Raw genomic sequence first — 15,494 nt, 5'->3', positions numbered from 1 at the left:
CTCACTTTCCCTGCTGCGCGGGCCAAAGCATAGGCTGCGAAAGGCGAAATGGCAGCAGCGCATGCAACCTGGATAACGTTCCCATGGCATCGTCATTCCGCTCGACACGCAGTGGCGTCGCTTGGTTGACGACGGTTGCGCGGTGTATGCGATCGGTGTCCATGCCTGCATCCGTATCCATAGTTTCCGTATCCGGTCAGTCCACTTTCTCAAGCGTGCTTTTCAGATAGCGGGAAATCATCTGCAGTTGCGTGAGCAGTTGCTCATAGGTTGCTTCTGACAGGTCACCGCTCTTGTGTTCCCAGTTCGCGCGATGCGCGATCTGGTTCAGGTTGTTACTGGTCTTGTTGAAGATGTACAGCAACCGCCTGCGATCCGCACTGGCCACCGGTCGTGCAATCACCTGTGTCCGGTTCGTCAGCACCGCCTGCCTGAAAAATTCAGACTGCGTCAGCCCGCTCCGGTTCACCTTCTCAAGGTAGACCGCGCGGTCCGCATCCGACAACCTGAACGCAATCGGTTTGCCGAGCCCTGCCCCGTCCTTGCTCCTTTTGCGTGGCATCGTCACATCCCTCTGGGATGCGTCCAGTCTGCCGACTGACCCGGCAGATCGAATCGCGTCATGTCGCCGTCGATCGGATGCGCGCGGAACTCATACGCCGGCCAGTGCGCTTCGCATTCGCTCAACGCACACATCGCCTGATCACCTGTCATGGGATACGTATAACCCGCCCACGGCAGATAGCGCAGCCGCCTGTTGTGCTCGGAACGCACCCGGCGCCATCACAAGCTGGATCACCCACTCGCTGGTCGGAATCATAGGACGCACCTCCTATTCGTATTGCATACCAGGCAGTGCTCAGTATTGCCGTCAGACTTGTCGGCGCGAATGGACGCGGGGCAGTGCCCGCGTCGGGGTTGCAAAGGGGCCTCGCCCCTTTGGCACGAGATATTTTACGAAGCGCGTAGCGATGCGTAAACATATCCGACGTGCCTCAATTCGCCACACCATAGCAAACACTGTAGCAGCGATATTGCATGTTTCAAGCATCAATTCGCATAACTAAAGCTTGAATAAAGCTTTACTCATCACGCATTTTTGACTATTTAGCACTTTCATAGCACCATCAAGCAGCGTCGACTCTCCCCGCAGACCTCGCCATGCCGCTCACCGATCTCGCCGCCGTCGCCGAAGACCTGCTCGATGCGCCTGCAGCCAGCACGGCGCGCTCCGAAACCGCGCAGCTTGCCGATCTGATCGACCAGATCGATGCCGCCATGGCGCGCGGCGTCTCCAGGCGCGAACTCCACGCGCGTTTGCAAAAGCGCGGCCTCACCATGAGTCTCCCCGTTTTCGACAACGCCCTCCACCGCATCCGCAAACGCCTGGGCCGACGCGCACCAAACCGCACACATGCGCCCCTCAGCCGTCCTGCACCGTCCGCGTCCACCCCTGTGTCCGCCGCCCCTGTCAGGCAGGTAGAACCCGCGCCGCAGGCGTCCACGCCATCCACCTCCTCACCTCGCACAGGCATCAGGACGCTCGATGAACTCGCCGCTGAAAATCCGCACATGTCGCGCATGCAGTTGATCAAGCTCGAAGCGCAGCAATACGATCAGCCGTCCATCTCCAGCGCCGGGCTCGACGAAATTGCGCGCAAGTACGGCGGGCCGCCCAGACGCTGAATAGTATCGCCCGCCGCGCTGCGTCGGGTCAGGACCCTCCGCGCGGGTCCCGCGTGAGGTCCCCCGTGGCACTCGATGAGCGCGCGGCGCGCGCGATACCTCGTCGGTCGCAATGCGTTCTGAGTGGCACTGCAAAGAAGGGCCAGTGGACCGTCTGCACGAATTCCTGTTTCCACAGCCCCCGCACTCCCGCCCTTGAGGTCGAACCGTCTTGTCCACCTTGCCTCGCCGAGCCAGTCCGGACAACCGGCTCGTTTGCCACCCTGGAACAAAAGAAAACCGCCCTGGCTTACGCCCGGGCGGCTACGTAAGGCGGGACCGCTCAGACGGCTTCGGCTTCGTCCTGCGGATCATCGGAAACCGTGGCGGCCGCCTCGCCCGTCTCCGGGTCCGTATCGGCTTCTTCTTCGTCGTTATCGTCCGAGTAACCGTAGGTGACATGCTTCGGCACCTCGCGGTTTCGCAGGACTTCGGGCAACCAGCCCGAGTCCGTGACACGCAGCTCGGCCGCCGCCGCCGCATCGTCCTTCTTCATGCCGCGAAGCTCACCGGCAACCTGCGGCGAAACGGCTTCGCTGACAACTGCCTCGATCCGGGCTTTCGATACATGCTCGAAGTAGGCTGTGCGCGTCGGCGTCCAGTAGCGCGCGAAATCCACGTTGAGGGTATTCGCTAGCTCGTTGACCGGGTGCGGACGGTCGGCGTTACTGATGCCGTCTACAGTTGCGGCCACGCAGAATGAAAACAGACTCGACATGACGCCCGGATCCTGTTGCAGCAGCCATGCAAGCAGTTCGTCCGCCCGCCTTGGCAGGATCTGGGCCCAGTTCTCCCGTTGGCCTTCCAGCGCTTTCCATGCAACGCGCTCGGCCATGTCGTCCGCGTTGGACACGAGCGCATCGCGTGCCGTCTGCACTTCTATCTTGACCGCGTGATCGATATGGGCGCGTTCGTACAGTTCCCTGAACACGACCGGAATCATGCGGTACATCAGCGCGGCGAGCGCGACTGTTGGCTGCTGGGCAAGCTCGGTCTGCACGGCAGCGGTACGGTGTGCCGTCAGCCGTCTGCACAACTTCTCGCCGTGCAGGGGCTTCGCCTTCGGCGTCTGGCCTCTTGACGCAGTAACGGGTGCGTGCGGTTCGTTACCGGTATTTACCGGCGCATCTTCACGCCGTACCAGTCCGCGTTCGATGCAGACAAGCCCGTCTTCGTCGACATACACGAACGCGCCAGCCTTCTTCATGTCGTCTGGGTCGAACGATTCGAAGCGCTCAGCGTACTGGTCGACAGCATACGCCGCCGCCGTCGCTGCTGCTTCCAGTCGCTCGCATCGGTCCTCGTCGGCCTCGCCTTCTTCATCGTAGTAGGCGTCAAGCTCCGCTTGCACCGCATCCCGTCTCTTGGTCAAGTCGGCAAGCTCCGTCTTCTCGGCCTTAGTCGGCTCGCGCGTAGTGGACTGAATGCGGCCATGACGCATGATCTCCATCGCGTCGTACCGCGTGCGGCACTCCGTCCAACTCCACCCTTCGGCGGACAAGGTCTGCGATAGTTCGATGAGTCGATCGGTGGCGAGCCGGTGCAGCAGTTCCGCATTTTCGATATACCCGGCGTTCTGATCGTCGCTGAAAAGATCACGACGCACCCGACCGCCCGCCGCCTCGTAAGCGTCCAGTCCGACGAACTTTGCCAGGGCGCTGTCGCGCGCGTCGATCTCCGCCTTTGTCAGTGCGGCGCGCAACTCGGACGGGCGACGTTGCCAGTCGTTGGACGCTTCGCTCCACACTCGTTCCTGCGTCGCATGATCGTCTGCCAGAGCCAGCACTTTCGCTTGCTCGTAGTCGAGTCGGTCATCGCGTAGCAGGTCGAGCAATGATGGCGCGAGATTCGCGATTTTCAGTGCACGGCGCACGGCCACATCCGGAAGCTTGAACAGTGCGGCGATGTGCGCAACGCTCTTCCCTTCCTCCGTCAGCAGCCGAAAGGCTACGCACTCGTCCGCGATACACATGGGCTCGCGTTCGCGGTTTTCGATCAACGAGGCGGCCACCGCTTCGCCCTCGCTAACGATCAGCACGGGCACAGGGTAATCCTTCGTGATGCGACCTTGTGCAAATAGCAGGTCAAGCGCGGCTTCACGACGCTGGCCCGCACAGACGCCGAGCTTCGGCAGCTTCGCTCGACTCTTGATCTCGTGCACAACCAGGTTCTGCATCAAGCCCTGTTCGTAGATAGTCTCAGCGAGCGATTCGATGCCGGTTGGCTGCTTTTTGCGCACATTGAGCGGCGACAGACACAGCCGCGAGTACGGCACATACTCAATGCGCCCTTTGGTCTCGATGCTCCTTTCAGTGCGTGGTGCTGCCTGATTGCTTTGAACGTCTTCACTCACGGTATTTCTCCGGTTATTGCCATCGCGACATGCGAGGCATACGGATCATTATAAGGACATAAAGACCTATCCAACGTGCGCTTTAGATAATCTCGTTTTTGATTTTTAATGAGCGTTTATGTTTGATTTAAAATAACAAACGATAATCTTCTTTATAAGGTCTTGAAGCCACTATAATTGATTCTGTGCCTCGCGTGTCGCGGTGGCAATAACCGGAGAAATACCGTGAGTACTACTGAACGCAAGATTGTTTCTGCTGTTGTTCCCGATGAACTTCGTCTGAACGTGCTGCCCCGCTACCTCGGCCGCCACTACTTCGCAGGTGAGTCGCTGGTGTATGACTGGGCTGGGCGTCTGGATCACAGCTACGAGGGCGGTCACTGGGACTTCTTCACGCTGTCAAACGATGGTTTTTACATGGCGCCGTCTAACCAGGGACGTTCGCACGTCCGCTGGCATATGAACGGTTACAGCGACATGATGGGTGCGGACGCATTCGGCGTCACCGTTACCCTCTTCGCCCTCTGCCACCTCGCGGAAAAGACCCGGGACGACACCATCGTCGAGCGCTATCACCAGTTGCGTGAGTATGCCGCGCAGCATGTGGAAGCCGCGAACATCCTCCGCGCTATTGACTGATCAACCGGCCCCGGCCTGCGGGCCGGGGTGACTCCTTAATACGAGGAACAGCATGAACACGCTTGCCAGCCGCTTCAGCCGTAACGCCGTCGCCCTGCGCTCTGACCGTCCTCTGACGAATGATGAAATCGCGCGCGTTGCGCCTTCCATTCTTGCTAACGCCCCACACGAAAGCCGATCGTCGCGTTACAGCTATATTCCGACCGTCGAGGTGCTTGACGCCCTGCGCAAGGAAGGTTTCCAGCCCTTCATGGTATGTCAGACACGTGTGCGTGACGATGGAAGGCGCGCTTTCACGAAACACCTGCTTCGCCTCAGACATGCTGAGCAGATCTGTGGACCTGAGGCGAACGAGATCATTCTTTCAAATAGCCACGATGGCAGTTCGAGCTATCAGATGCTCGGGGGTATGTTCCGCTTCGTCTGTCAGAACGGGATTGTCTGTGGGGACAACGTTAGCGATATTCGTGTGCCGCATAAGGGCGATGTTATTGGCGAAGTGATTGACGGTGCCTTCAAGGTGCTGGACAGCTTTGACGTCCAGACACAACAGCGTGAAGCCATGGCGGCAACCGTGCTCGATGAAGGCGAACAAACCGCCTTCGCTCGCGCGGCGCTCGCATTGCGTTATGACGACGATCGGCCCGCTCCAGTCACGGAACAGCAGCTTCTGTCGCCCCGCCGTTTCGAAGACCGTGGATCCGATCTCTGGAGGACCTTCAACCGCGTTCAGGAAAGCATAACCCGTGGCGGACTGCACGGTCGCAATGCAAGCGGCAGGGCAACCACCACCCGCGCCGTGACGGGTATCGACCAGAATATCCGCCTCAACCGTGCCCTATGGGTCCTCGCTGACGAACTACGCCGCCTGCGCGGCTAACCGGCTCGCCCTGATCTTCGGGTCAGGGCACATCGTGATACTTGGGGAACTCACATGGACACACTCAAGACGCGCCCCACATGGCTGGCGACGTTGCTCCCGCTTCTGGCCATCTGGCAGTACGGCGATAGAAGCCAGGTTCGCGGCGAACTGTATCGCATGGCCCTGTCGGCAGACGCGGCGGCGCGCTCAGCCGAAGCGCTGAAGCGCATCGCCGACATGCTGGACCGCGACGGCAACGCAATCGATATGCATCGCGAGGAGTTGCGCGCTATCGCCCGCCGCGCCCTGGCTGACTTCGATCGCGTGCCGTCTTCCGCACCCGTTGCAATAGATATCGAGCATCGAGGTCATTTGCAGTAACGTTGTCTGATCGACCGATATACAGGCCCGCGCGTGGGTTGCGCGGGCCTCTGGGAACTTCCATGAGCAAAACCGCTTTCAACCATCGTCAAAATCGAACAGGCGATCAATTATTGTTGCGCCCGGTGGGCACGCAGCGAGGATGGCGCGCTCTGCGCAAAGGCCCGCCCACTGGCTGACGTATAGGAGCTCATGCTCTTCAGGCGCGCCAATTCCATCGAAGCGTCGAAGCTTAACGATGAACTGTTGGACGCGATTCGGGGGCGTTGCACCGGCGGGACCTACCGCCGTAAGGCCACGCAGCCCTCGCGGGCCGCCTCGGCATCTTGAGATGTTGGCAATCGCGTCGCGCTCTGACCGACCCTTCTGCAAGCCGGAAGTCGGATAATCGCGGGTGCGTCGCGCGCGGCGCGCGGCCGGATCGAGGCGTGACGATCCGGCTCGGGCACAGGCAAACCAACGGTCGGGGTCGTCAAGCGTCCGGAGGGCGCGTGTGTCCCCCGCGGCGAAGCCGCCGGGGCTGGATAACAGGCAGCGTCGGCGGACTCACTCGTTCCGTCGTCTGTACATTCATCCGACCATGCGCACATGAACCGGAGTACCGCTCGGCGCCAAGGACAGGAGAGTATCGAAGGCGGAAAGCGGCTTGCAATAGAAAAAATGTTGACCGCGCCGCGGCGTGATTTGCTTGGTGATCTAACCTGGTGTGCCTGCGTGCCGTTGACGCGGCGACGCCACTGCCACGCTTGCAGGTGCTTGCGAGGCGCGCGGTGAGACGCGAAGCCCCGGAAGTCGCCCGGAAACATGGATAGAGCGCTGTCTGTCTGCAGTGTTGAACAAACAGAAGGTGATAACAATGACCGTTGACGTACATGTAGAAATTCGGCCCGAATGTCTGGTACCAGCTGACGAGGGTTGGGAGCGGCCGCGCGGCGCCGAAGTGCAGGAAGTCGTGCGACGTATTGGTTTGTCCGGCCGCGCGGTTGCGCGTGTGCTTGGGCTGAGCGAACACGGTGGGCGGCAGATCCGCCGCTGGATCTCCGACGATGCACCGATCAACTATCCGGCGTGGGCCATTCTCTGCGAAATGGCTGGTTTTGGCAGAATCTGGCGGGGTAAGACTTTGGCGGCGAGCCCGCAAGACGATCAATCCGGATCGGACAGCGATCTTAAAGAATAGACTTCCTGTATTTCGCGGAAATGGCGGGCAATCCCCGATTGGTAGTGGTCTGGAGAGAAAAATAGACAAGATGAGTGACAATTTGGCTCACATGTCCCGCAAGGCGCGCGACGCCGCCGCGGGCAGCGTCAACGCTGTGTTCAGCGGCGTTGAACGGACTGGGCACTGCTGCATCGGCCACCCAGTCGCACGTGACCTCCTGCAGCGTCATTCGATCCGAGGCGGGCTCTTCTTTTTGGGCGCGGCATTGAGCCGACGGCCGCGGCATTTTTACTAGGCAGACCGGTAGAGAGGCCTCGTTATCGCTTGGATCGTAAGCGCCCGGTGAAGGCACGGGAGCGAGCTGGCTAGCTGTGATCGGGCAAGGCGGGAGCCCAGCAGTGAGGAAGCAACTGTTCGATGTCAGAAGCGCGATGTGTTGGCAGGTGCGTGAGCACGTCCTTCAGATAGGTGAGCGGATCGTGCCCGTTCAACTGTGCCGAGCGGATCAGGCTCATGATGGCAGCGGCACGTTCGCCGGCGGGAAGCGAGCCCGCGAACAACCAGTTTTTCCTCCCGGTCGCCCAAGGACGGATCTGGTTCTCAACCCAGTTGTTATCAATGGGCACGTGCCCATCGTCGAGATAGCGCGTTAGCGCCACCCAGCGATTGAGGTTGTAGTCCAGTGCTTTCGCAATTCCTGAGGCCTCTGGAACCAGGCACCGCTGCGCGCTCAGCCACGCATGCAACGCATCCATCACCGGTCTCGAACGGCTCTGGCGCAGCGCACGCCGTGCATCGGGATCAAGCACCGCAGCTTCCCGTTCGATTTCGTATAGCGTGCCGAAGTACTTCAATGCCTGCCCGGCGATCTCGCTCTGATGGTTTGCATGCAGCTCGAAGAACTTGCGTCGCGCATGCGCGGCACAGCCGATCTCCGTGATGCCCCGGGTAAAGCTGTTCTTGTAGCCGCTATAGTCGTCGCACACCAGCTTGCCCTGCCAGTCACCCAGGAAGGCGCGCGCATGCTCTCCAGCGCGGCTGTCGGCGAAGTCATACACGACCGCCTTGAGCGACGCGTATTGCGTCGTGGTATACGCCCACAGATACGCACGATGTGTCTTGCCTTTGCCCGGACTGAGCATCTGCACAGGCGTTTCATCCGCATGCAGTACACCCTGACGCAGGATCTGTTCGCGCAGTGCATCGACCAGCGGCTGCAGTCGCACGCCGCACACGCCCACCCAGTCGCCCAGTGTCGACTGAGGGATCGCCAGCCCTGCGCGGGCGCAGATGCGTTCAAGCCGGTACAGCGGCAGATGATCGGCGAACTTCGATACCAGCACCCAGGCCAACAGCGCGGCCGTCGGGATGCCCTTGTCGATGATGTGCGCGGGCACGGGTTCCTGTGTCAGCGTCTCGCATTGACGGCACACCCACTTGCCGCGGATATGTCGCTCGACTGTGAACACGCCTGGCGTGTAGTCAAGCTTCTCGCTGATGTCTTCGCCAATGCGCTCGAGCTCGCAGCCGCAGTGACATGTCGTGGTATCCGGGTCGTGATGAATGTCGGTGCGCGGCAGATGCGCCGGCAATGGTGCGCGTCGCGCACGTTGCTGTCGTGATTTGCGTTCGGGCGTATCTGGCTGAAGCTGCTCGAGCTCGGCCTCGATCGCGGCCAGATCCGTATCGACCGCTTCGTCGAGCAGGCTCATCTGTTCCGTATTGAGCTGCTCGCTGCGCTTGCCGAACTGTTGCCGTTTGATGACCGAGAGTTCATGCGTGAGCTGGTCGATACGGGTTTGCCGATATTGCAGCTCCCGTTCCTTCTCACCGACTTCGCGCTCCCTGTCTGCAAGCTGGACGGCCAGCTGTGCGGCCAGTGCGCGAAGCTGGTCAGGGCTGAGCGTGGTGAGATCGACGGGCAGGTCCATGACATCGAGTCTGCCAGACACACCACGCATCAGGAAGCGAAACTGTTTACGTGCGCGTCGCCTTCACACCACGGTAATGGCGTGATCGCTGGCCAGCGTGCGCCACGGCAGTCCCGTGACCAGTGCCCGTAACTGTTCCTGGTTCAGCGGCAGTGCAACGGCCTGCTCGCCGTTGCTCCATATAAACCGCCCGCGATTCAGGCGCCGCGTGGCCAGCCAGATCCCCAGGCCGTCGTAGACCAGTACCTTCATTCGCGTCGAATGCCGCTTGGCAAACAGGTAAGCATGGTGCGGGCGCGCCGCGCCGAATACCTTGACCACGCGTGCGAGCAGCGTATCGGCGCCCGCACGCATGTCCACGGGCTCAGTTGCCAGCCAGATCGCGTCGATGCGGATCATCGCAACCACCCCTGTAGCCAGGCCGCGCAATCATCGGCCGCCGACACCGGCCAGTAAAGCGTAATCGTGGCAGCTCCGCGGCGGACCTCGATGCTGATCTCGCCACGGTCAGTTGCAGCCACTGGTGCTTGCAGTTGTAGTGGCACGAATGCCGTCGTCGGTGGCGGCTGCGCTTCGTCCGGCGCCGGATGGGCACCCACATGCTGTCGCGCGCCCACCACCCATCGGCGCAGCAGGTTTGCGTTCAGGCGGTAATGCATTGCCACCGCCGCAATCGACACGTGCGGTTGCATCGCCGCGCGCACCACCATCTCCTTGAATTCCCGGCTGTGTTTGCGACGCTCTATTACCGGCACCACTCCATCATCAATCCGATCGTCGTCCGCCATCGTGTACACGTCTCCATCACGCTTTATGATGGACACGATGCTCCTATGCGCAGGCCGCGAACCTCAACCTGACTTCACCGGACCCTTACCTTGGATCGATTCACCGTCTGCGACATTGAAGCGAATGCCCGCCCGAATAGGCGACTGTTCTGGCAACGGGCCCTCACGTTACGTTCGAAGTCAGGACGAGCCTCGAAGCAGGACTTTTTTCATCTTCGCGTGCACGTGCGAGCCGAATGCGTCTGCGACGACCCGATTCACCGAAAGTATGTTGTCGGGGCCAAGCAAATCCCGTGATACGCCCTGCCTTTCGATAAGTCGCTGCTGCAGTCGTTGGTTGACGAAAGAATGGAATAGGTCTTTCTGGAGGTCGTAGTCAGCAGACTCAAAGAATTCCCGGCCGGCCCTGATTTCAGAATTCAGTTTGGAAGTTGCCTTTTCGGCCTCGGCCTGAATGCTTGCCTGCACCATTGCTTCTGCAGCGGTACGGCTGCGTGTTTCCTTCTGCGCAGCCTCCAGCTGCCTCACCTGAATGCACGCCATTCTCCGGTCAGCATCGCCCAAGCGGAAGTTGCCGTCGAGCGCCCTGAAAAGATAACCCTTCGGGCTTTTCGTCACCTTGCCTTGGTTCAACTTGTGCCGGGTGTATTCGATTGCTTGCTCAAGGCGCGCATCAGTCCAAATGTGGCGATTCTTAGCGAGCATCTCAAAATCGGGCGTGTCAAACGCAAACTCGTTGTGCAGTAGGAGGTACATGTCGTCCTGGATACCAGCCCGTGCTGCGTCTGCGCCTCGCTTCTTCGTGAAACGGAACCGGATCTTGAGTTTCTCCGGCGGAATGCGCTCCGCGTTCGGCTCCCAGTTCACTTCGAAGTCGGAAACTTCATTGAGCTGAAGCATTGCCGGCTCGAGAAACCGCTTCTTGAATTCCTTGACTTCCTTACGTGACTCGCCAACCTTCCCTGGCCATTCTAAGACTTCTTCATATGCAAACCATTCCGTCACACCATGACCTTCACACGGAATGAGCCGGTCGTAGATGGCACGGGCCAGCGATAGGGAGAAGGCGGTAGAGGCACGCAGGCTGAGCCAGTGCGCCTTATACGGGCTGATAAGATACTTAATTACCCTGCCGGACAGCAGGATGCAGACGACGTTGCGTTCGATATAGCAATCACCCAGCAGGCTGATCGTCCCCCACGAGTCTTTCTCAGTCAGTTCCTCGATTGACGGCGCTGTCATGATTTCCACGCGAGCCTTCGCCGCGGCTCTCATCTGCGCGATGAGATGACTGTGATTCCGGCTGTCGTATCGCATCAACCACTTGAAGTAGTTGATGTCGGCCGTGAACGTGTACACCTTGTCGTCGACGAGGTCATCAGGCGACTTCGTGGCGACAATGAAATAGGCCGCGTCCAGCACTCGGCGAGCGGCAATCCCCAGTCCGCCAACGCGCGTGAAAATATTGTTGCGCAGGAAGCCAATGTCCCTGCTCGCCTCGTGAATGGGCATGCCCACAGCGGACATGTCTTCATAGATGTCCAACGCGAGCTGATGCGGGGTAGCGGGAGGGGTTTGATTTTCCATTCGACAGGTTCAGCGCAATCCCACGCACTCTATCAGCAGGGAATCGCCTGTCAACACAAAAACCACCCCGAGCCAGTGCAGCAAAGCGCGCACAAAAACCGCCCCCACTCCGTTGTAGCCGTCACAATTTGCGCCCTAATTTTCACAAAAACCGCACGACATCGCCCAACTTACGGCCGCGTGGGCACAAAAACCACCCCGTGAAGCACAAAAACCACCCCAGAATGGCTATCCAGTCATTGATTTTAAAAGATTTTCTTTCGCCTGTTTGTAAGTTCGTGGGTTTTATGTTTACAAAAACCAGACATACCAAGCTTGAAAACCAGTGGCCGAAACGAAACCAATCTAGTTAAGTCATTGAAATACAAACCAAATTTGGTGTGCATACGGCCAGCACAAAAACCGCCCGCAGGGTGTTTTTTGTGCGCATGTCGTTTCTGAAAAGCGCTGCGTTCGGCGGGCGATTGTTACGCTCGATGGGCCTGCAAGCGTCAGTTGAGCAGGAACGCCCGTGCCGTCAAATAAAAGGCCGTAAAAATCAGGGGCTTACAGGTAACTCCAGCGCGCTGGTAACAAAAAACTGACTCAATATAACCCTGTTAACGCGGATTCGTGTATTCTGCGCTTCGACGTCAATTCAAGGGGAAAGCGCGGAATGGCTAACGTAGGCACCTTACCAATGGAAGACCGAAAGGTAACGCTTCGGGAAGTCGCGGAATTCGCAGACAATCTCGAACCGTTCTCCGATAACTTGCGGGAACAGATTCTCGCACCACGGCCGCGCAAGGTTGCGCCGATCTACACGATCAGTGAACTTGCCGAGATGTGCAGTCTGACGCGTCAGCAGATCCAGTATCTGGTGACTAGGGACGATGCAAGTCTGCCGACAGGCACGCTTAACGGCAACGGTCGCAGTAGGACGTTCACCCTGCCCGAAGTACGCACTTGGGTAAAGATGGCTTCCGACGTATACCAGACGCGGCTTGGAAACGAGGACGGCAATTTCAAGGGCAAGGTACTCACCACGGCACAGTTGAAAGGTGGGTCTGCGAAGACCACAACGACTGTCTGCCTCGCGCAGGCTCTGACGCTGCTAGGACGGAATGTGCTTCTGATCGACCTCGATCCGCAGGCATCTGCATCCGAGCTTTGCGGACTATACGCGGAGAAGGAGATTTCGGGTGAAGACACTGTTTTGCCGTACATCTATGACCACAACATTGAGGGTGGCCTGAGCGCGAAAGTGCAATCGACTTACTGGGATGGCCTCGACATCATCCCGGGTCATACGTTCCTGTATGGCGCAGAGTTCCTTCTGCCGGCCCGCCAGAAGACCGTTCAGGGATACCGGTTCTGGTCAGTACTGCGACAGGGGCTTGAGCCACTCCGGTCGCAGTACGACTACATACTGATCGATACATCGCCGTCATTGTCGTACATGAACCTGAACGCGCTGCTGGCGGCCGATGCGCTTGTGATGCCCATGATCCCGGAGAATCTGGACTTCATTAGCTCCTTGGCTTTTTGGCGTCTGTTTTCGGATGTTGCGGAAGACTTTCTTCCGTACGAGGAAGACAAAGTCTATGAATTCATTTCAATTCTGTTGTCGAAAGTGGACTACGGGAAAACGTCGTCTGCACCGGTGGTCCGACAGTGGGCGCAAAGTGCTTATGGGCGATGGCTTGATCCGTTTGAGATTCCATCGAGCTCGGTGATGAGCGGGGGAGCGCTGTCATTTTCCACGGCTCTCGATGTCGTCAGCACCCATTCGACGGCCAAGTCACTACAGCGTGTTCGGCAGCCTATGATGCAATACGCGCGATGGCTGGACGACATGTTTGTGAAATCCTGGAAGGAGTCGACATGAGCAACAACATCCGCGAACAGCTGATGGCAAAGACGGCCAACCTCCCAACTCCTGCTGATTTTAAGGATGGGGGAAAGAAGGACAAAGGCGGCCGGGGGCCCCAAACAATGCCTGGCATCACGAGCGCGCTTGCTGCGGCCCAACTGCGTATCCAGGAGCTGGAGTCGAAAGGCGTCGATACGGAGATGGCGGTAAGCAACATCGTACCGAACCCTTGGCAGCCGCGCCGACAATTCAACGAGGCGAAGCTTTCGGAACTGGCCCGCTCGATTTCCGAGGCTGGTCTGCTGCAAGCCGTAACTGTTCGCCGGGTTGGGGAAACGTTCCAGCTGGTTGCTGGTGAGCGACGCTGGCGTGCGCACAAGCTTCTCAATCGGGAAAGTATCCGTGGTGTCGTGATCGAGTGTTCCGATCAGGACATGGCAGCATTCGCACTCATGGAAAATGTCACCCGGGACGATCTCTCCGACTACGAGATTGCAATCGCGGTCCGTCGTGCGGAGAGCGAGTTTCCGAACCGTACCCGCCTAGCGGAAGTGATGGGTGTAACCCGCAATGAACTATATAAGTTCCTGGCGTTCGACGATCTGCCTGACTTCGTCAAGCGGGACTTGGACCTGACTCCGTCGGTGCTCGGAGCAAACTCAGCTCAGGATATAGCGAATGTGTTGAAGAAAACGGGCGAGCCCGGATTGAAGGCGTTGAAGGAGTTATGGCCTCTCCTACTAGGCGGCGACTTGGCGCAGACAAAGGTGGGTGCATCGATAACAGCACAGGTTTCGCGAGGGCTCGCGCCAAGTGACGCTGGGGGGCGAAGTATCCTGAAAATCTTTGCCGGCAAGGTCCAGGCCGGCAGCATTACCAAAGATGTCAAAGGGCTAACGTTCAAGTTCAAAGCTGGCGTCATGACAGAAGAGCAGGAAAGCGAGCTTCGCGAGCACATCGGAAAGATGTTTTCTGTCAGGCCTGAGTGAGGCGCATTTGCCGAATGTACCCCTTGGCCGCGTCATTCTTCGGGGCATGCGGAGTTATCAGCGCAATTCCGGTACGCAGGGCCGCGTGCCGGATGAAGTAGAAAGAGCCAGTCGCCCAGACGTTCAACGTAAACAGGTGCCATCCACGGGGCGCGCCGGAAGGACAAGAACTTAACTAACATGTCCCACTATAGACGTTGATTCGGATGGACCGACTTCATACAACGCTACTGAGCGGTTGGGATCCAAACCAGCGGTCTCATGTTTGCGATTCGACCATGCGAGTGCCGTTCGCGCTGGCGGGCGAGAGAGGGCAGATTCAACTCGGACCGCGACAGGCCCTAGGTGGTTTATCAGGCGATGCTGACGTCCTAAAAGATTCGCGCGCTCCTGACGGTGTTCTAATTAGAACAGTGCGGTTGGATTGTTCGGTCGGCGACTATCCACCTCTGCTTCCCAACTCGGCGTTCGTCCTATCGGGGTAAAGCTTGATTTGCAATCGACTCTGGCCGGAGGCCTTTTCGAACGGGATGCATGCTGACACGGCGAGACTGAAACGCCGATGGTCATTTCATACCGACGCGGCCTGCTACCTTGGGCGCGAAGGAGTCCAGCGCGACGTAAGTGTTCTAATTAGAACACTCCGTAACGCGCGAACGACGCGGGTGTGTGGCTCCGCTTTCGCAATTTCCCTCAACAGGTAACCGATGCGATGCTTCCAGCCCGCGACTATGGCCCTGCCACGGCGAGGGGGTCTGCTTCATTCGTATCGAGCGGCCAGCGAACGGTGTTCCAATTAGAACACTCCGAAACGCGCTAGCGAACAGTTCATTGGCTTCCACCGAAGACGACCGCGACGAAAGCTGCCGACAGATCGGTAGGCGCTACCTAGGTACAAGGAAGACGGTCCAGCCTTGCATAAGGCCGCGCCCGAAAGCTCCCTCGTTTGATGCTGTCCCGACCGCGCGTGTCGCTCCGGTCATGTGCAGGCTGGCGCCGAATCGTGCGCTCGGCGGCCACGTCGCTATTTCTACATGATTTCCCGCAGGCCGTCCCCTCGGTGACGGCTAGGAGCGCTGAATCCTTAGAGACCCGCAGCCCGGATAGGCGCTCACAGGCACTGGCCTCTCGAGCAGCGGACTTCGTGAGATCAGCTCACGACGCCCATGCAAGTCGACGATGGCCCGCGGACTCGTCGGAACGCCTTCCTCGCGTTGGCTCGGAT

16 protein-coding genes are annotated in these 15,494 nt (G+C 59.0%); 8 read left to right on the top strand and 8 right to left on the bottom strand.

Annotated features, from left to right (window positions below; all coding sequences use genetic code 11):
- Position 1: 1 nt before the first annotated feature.
- From QEN71_RS41070 to QEN71_RS41060, 3 genes are read right to left on the bottom strand one after another with little or no spacing between them, the layout of a single operon-like run.
- The gene (locus tag QEN71_RS41070) at positions 2-163 is read right to left on the bottom strand and encodes a hypothetical protein (RefSeq protein WP_201658776.1); all 162 of its coding nucleotides are present in this window, start codon (positions 161-163) and stop codon (positions 2-4) included.
- Positions 164-196: 33 nt separating this feature from the next.
- Entirely contained in the window at positions 197-562 is a 366-nt protein-coding gene (locus QEN71_RS41065) for a plasmid mobilization protein (RefSeq protein WP_201658773.1), read from the bottom strand.
- 2 nt (positions 563-564) lie between these two features.
- A complete protein-coding gene (locus QEN71_RS41060; RefSeq protein WP_233472079.1) occupies positions 565-774 on the bottom strand; it encodes a hypothetical protein in 210 nt (69 codons plus the stop codon).
- A gap of 387 nt (positions 775-1,161) precedes the next feature.
- Here QEN71_RS41060 and QEN71_RS41055 point away from each other — a divergent pair, with 387 nt between their 5' ends.
- Complete coding sequence (locus QEN71_RS41055; protein WP_233472078.1) at positions 1,162-1,686, top strand: beta/alpha barrel domain-containing protein; 525 nt, start codon at positions 1,162-1,164, stop codon at positions 1,684-1,686.
- A 322-nt stretch (positions 1,687-2,008) separates the two neighbouring features.
- Here QEN71_RS41055 and QEN71_RS41050 read toward each other — a convergent pair whose 3' ends face one another.
- The gene (locus tag QEN71_RS41050; protein ID WP_456093900.1) at positions 2,009-3,769 is read right to left on the bottom strand and encodes a ParB/RepB/Spo0J family partition protein; all 1,761 of its coding nucleotides are present in this window, start codon (positions 3,767-3,769) and stop codon (positions 2,009-2,011) included.
- Positions 3,770-4,303: 534 nt separating this feature from the next.
- Here QEN71_RS41050 and QEN71_RS41045 point away from each other — a divergent pair.
- From QEN71_RS41045 to QEN71_RS41030, 5 genes are all read left to right on the top strand, one after another.
- Complete coding sequence (locus tag QEN71_RS41045; RefSeq protein WP_201658767.1) at positions 4,304-4,717, top strand: antirestriction protein; 414 nt, start codon at positions 4,304-4,306, stop codon at positions 4,715-4,717.
- Positions 4,718-4,769: 52 nt separating this feature from the next.
- Positions 4,770-5,597, top strand: coding sequence for a DUF932 domain-containing protein (locus QEN71_RS41040; protein ID WP_201658765.1), 828 nt, complete (start codon positions 4,770-4,772; stop codon positions 5,595-5,597).
- A 54-nt stretch (positions 5,598-5,651) separates the two neighbouring features.
- Positions 5,652-5,960 (top strand): hypothetical protein, encoded by a 309-nt coding sequence (locus QEN71_RS41035; RefSeq protein WP_201658762.1) that lies wholly within the window; start codon positions 5,652-5,654, stop codon positions 5,958-5,960.
- A gap of 84 nt (positions 5,961-6,044) precedes the next feature.
- The gene (locus QEN71_RS44905) at positions 6,045-6,146 is read left to right on the top strand and encodes a DUF3717 domain-containing protein (RefSeq protein WP_201658982.1); all 102 of its coding nucleotides are present in this window, start codon (positions 6,045-6,047) and stop codon (positions 6,144-6,146) included.
- A 670-nt stretch (positions 6,147-6,816) separates the two neighbouring features.
- Positions 6,817-7,140 (top strand): XRE family transcriptional regulator, encoded by a 324-nt coding sequence (locus QEN71_RS41030; RefSeq protein WP_201658759.1) that lies wholly within the window; start codon positions 6,817-6,819, stop codon positions 7,138-7,140.
- A gap of 347 nt (positions 7,141-7,487) precedes the next feature.
- Here the strand turns inward: QEN71_RS41030 and tnpC are convergent, their stop codons facing one another.
- The 4 genes from tnpC to QEN71_RS41010 form a co-directional block, all read right to left on the bottom strand.
- Complete coding sequence (gene tnpC, locus QEN71_RS41025; RefSeq protein WP_290468314.1) at positions 7,488-9,053, bottom strand: IS66 family transposase; 1,566 nt, start codon at positions 9,051-9,053, stop codon at positions 7,488-7,490.
- A gap of 63 nt (positions 9,054-9,116) precedes the next feature.
- Positions 9,117-9,452 (bottom strand): IS66 family insertion sequence element accessory protein TnpB, encoded by a 336-nt coding sequence (tnpB, locus tag QEN71_RS41020; RefSeq protein WP_290468291.1) that lies wholly within the window; start codon positions 9,450-9,452, stop codon positions 9,117-9,119.
- Positions 9,449-9,841, bottom strand: a complete 393-nt coding sequence (gene tnpA / locus QEN71_RS41015; protein WP_201661543.1) for an IS66-like element accessory protein TnpA — start codon at positions 9,839-9,841, stop codon at positions 9,449-9,451. The genes tnpB and tnpA overlap by 4 nt, the downstream gene beginning before the upstream one ends.
- 180 nt (positions 9,842-10,021) lie before the next feature.
- Positions 10,022-11,428 carry a replication initiation protein gene (locus tag QEN71_RS41010; protein ID WP_201661546.1) on the bottom strand — a complete coding sequence of 469 codons (1,407 nt, stop codon included), beginning with the start codon at positions 11,426-11,428 and terminating at the stop codon, positions 10,022-10,024.
- 655 nt (positions 11,429-12,083) lie between these two features.
- Between QEN71_RS41010 and QEN71_RS41005 the strand changes: the two genes are divergently transcribed.
- Positions 12,084-13,295, top strand: a complete 1,212-nt coding sequence (locus tag QEN71_RS41005) for a ParA family protein (protein WP_201661549.1) — start codon at positions 12,084-12,086, stop codon at positions 13,293-13,295.
- A complete protein-coding gene (locus QEN71_RS41000) occupies positions 13,292-14,269 on the top strand; it encodes a ParB/RepB/Spo0J family partition protein (protein WP_201661552.1) in 978 nt (325 codons plus the stop codon). The genes QEN71_RS41005 and QEN71_RS41000 overlap by 4 nt, the downstream gene beginning before the upstream one ends.
- Positions 14,270-15,494: the final 1,225 nt, after the last annotated feature.

It is taken from the genome of Paraburkholderia sabiae (assembly GCF_030412785.1).
GTDB lineage: Bacteria > Pseudomonadota > Gammaproteobacteria > Burkholderiales > Burkholderiaceae > Paraburkholderia > Paraburkholderia sabiae.
Note: the sequence above shows the minus strand (reverse complement) of the source record. Positions and strands in the feature narration are given on the sequence as shown.